Consider the following 891-nt stretch of genomic DNA (forward strand, 5'->3'; position numbering starts at 1 on the left):
AATGAAGATGTAAACTACTCACATCCGCATCATTGTTTTGCATCAATGTGATGCCGCCTGGATAGGAAACTGGCCGTGCTTCGGCAAGCCCTACCGCAACGCTCAGTGCAAACAAGGCACATAAGCGATCAAAAGAAACATTCATTGTTTCACTCCAAATAAATATATAAACCGAAGTAAGAAATACTTCGATGATCAATTTGTTTCGGAGTTAGGCTTTCGGGGGTTTGTCAATCACGCTAATGCGCTGGAAAGGACTGCTGATGCTATCAACAGTATTAGGCTGAGCCTGAAGGTTAAGTTCGAATGAAATAAGCTCTATAGAGTTATTCGTTTGAGGACAGGTTTCACATTGGCAGTCATGTCCTCCGTAAGAATCATCTAATCCCGCAGAAGAGTCACTATCGGATGGTGATGAAAACTGTTCTTCATGGCAGTCTTCTGACATGGATGGTTGCGACATATCCATGTCATGCATAGCGATAGATTGATTGTCAGCCTCTTCAAAGCAGCATGATGTAGCTGCGCTCACCACATTGGCAAACACCAAAAACAACACTGACAAAACAACCACAATCTTTCTCATTGGAGCAACTTACCAACACTAATAAGCCAGGTCTAGTATTCCAATCAGCACCAAACAATATTTAAGACACATTTGGCAAAATCGATGCCGCTAATCAATCAGCATGTCTTTTAATAACTGATACAGCTTTACACACGCGTCTTTGTCTTGTGCATCAACATGCGGTGGACCGAAATCACCAATATCATTATCGAAATACTGACCACTTTTTACGGCAAAAGTTTCATCAAGCACTGAGCGAACAATGATTTCTGCCCCAATACTCATGTCATTCCCTGCAATCCCCAAAACCTGGCTAGACCATT

Annotated in this window: 1 protein-coding gene and 1 pseudogene; both read right to left on the reverse strand. The window is 42.2% G+C overall.

Annotation, left to right across the window (positions count from 1 at the left end; genetic code table 11):
* Positions 1 to 211: 211 nt before the first annotated feature.
* The gene (locus A3762_RS02575) at positions 212 to 586 is read right to left on the reverse strand and encodes a hypothetical protein (RefSeq protein WP_068475135.1); all 375 of its coding nucleotides are present in this window, start codon (positions 584 to 586) and stop codon (positions 212 to 214) included.
* Positions 587 to 676: 90 nt separating this feature from the next.
* Positions 677 to 891 (reverse strand): annotated as a pseudogene (locus A3762_RS26890) (oxidoreductase); the annotation flags it as partial.

It is taken from the genome of Oleiphilus sp. HI0125, assembly GCF_001635355.1.

Bases quoted from the DNA above. Each gene is read 5' to 3' on its own strand.
- A3762_RS02575 (WP_068475135.1), bottom strand. From the start codon at position 586: ATGAGAAAGATTGTGGTTGTTTTGTCAGTGTTGTTTTTGGTGTTTGCC.